Annotated in this window: 1 protein-coding gene; it reads right to left on the reverse strand. The window is 57.5% G+C overall.

The features are described 5' to 3' along the window. Positions 1–836: 836 nt before the first annotated feature. Entirely contained in the window at positions 837–1,193 is a 357-nt protein-coding gene (locus IFT87_RS20075; RefSeq protein WP_192191749.1) for a hypothetical protein, read from the reverse strand. Positions 1,194–1,359 lie beyond the last annotated feature (166 nt).

Here is a 1,359-nt window from a genome sequence, read left to right on the forward strand (position 1 = left end):
AACGATCCGCTGCCACTGGCCGCTGATTGCCTACGGGAGAATCAGCATGCTGCATACCTTGAGTCCTGAAGTTCTGAACGTCTTAGCAGACGAGGGGCGGTGCTGTTCGATGGGCCCGGCCTTGCTCTCAAACTCGACATCGAAGCGGCGTAAGCTTTGTCCGATCAGTTGCTCTCCAGATGCGCCTTGGCCCGTCAGCAGCGGACAGTGTTCAGCCAGGCGCCCCACCCGGGCCTTCCTCGTCGGGGTGATGCGCTCGCGACATAGCCAGCGCATAAAAAAGAGCCGCTTTCAGCCGCCCAGGAAAGGCGTGCCGCTTTCGATAGGTTTCTATCGAATGGCCGGGCGTGAATACGGGTGCTGTCCTGCTAATATAGAACAGTTTTTGGTTGATCAAATTCGCAGAATCGTCGGCCCCACCTCGACCAGATGGTCAGAGCGAGGCTGTAGGTGTTAAATTTATCAAAACTTCTGATGGTTTAGGAACTGGGCTGGCGCGATCGCGGCCACCCCTCGCGTTGGAGATGTCGGCCTTGCAACTGCAGGCGGTCGTTCCGAGGTGCCAGCGCTGCAAGGCCTTTAGTTTAGGCGCAGTCGCTTGCGGTATGCTCGCCCAGTCTTGCTGCACAGAAAGCCGGAAATCCAGACATTTCTTAGGTTCGGGGCAAGCCGTTCTTCGTGCGGGCAGTCAGATAGCTTGCCGTCGATAGTCTGGCCCGCGACCCGACCAGCTTCGAAAGTTTGCTCCATAATTCGATCAATGCCTTGCATGGCAAAGGAGGTAGAACCCAATCCCTTTCGACCGAGCGAACAAAGTTCCTTTCTACCGAATGAACTCAGCCCCAGACACCGGCCCTATCCTCATCCGGATAGTACGCGCGGGAGAATCGTACACCGGTCGATCCGCAGGCCAAGCCAGGCGGGGTGGCGGGCGTTTCGGAACATCGGGGACCAGGTTGGGTAGGAACGCCACCTACGAAGCGGATCCGGATGTCGGCTCCGCTTCCGTGCATTGCCTGAAAAACGGCGACCGTTTGGCTTTCCTTCATCCGCTTGCAGATCAGCAGCGCACGCTCTGCGCTGACATAGCCCAGATACATGCCGCGATCACTGACGATGGCAGCGGCATTATCGTCGGGCCAGTTGGCCAGCCTTAAACGCAACTCGACCGCGGGGCTAAGCGCACTGGGCATACTGCCATAGCAAGTGTGTCATAAAGAGAATTGCGAGGGCGCGGTGGGCCTTTGCATCACGTTAAATCGAAAGTCTAAAATGCTATGATTTAACCGAACTATAGGCGTGCTGACGGATGACGGCCCCATGAACACCCATCGCGGCCCTGTGGCTGGTGCCGGCAAA

Origin of the sequence: Sphingomonas sp. CFBP 8765, assembly GCF_014841445.1 — a bacterium.
Lineage (GTDB): Bacteria > Pseudomonadota > Alphaproteobacteria > Sphingomonadales > Sphingomonadaceae > Sphingomonas > Sphingomonas aerolata.

Coding starts and splice junctions, on each gene's coding strand:
- IFT87_RS20075 (WP_192191749.1), bottom strand. CDS start 1,193: ATGCCCAGTGCGCTTAGCCCCGCGGTCGAGTTGCGTTTAAGGCTGGCC.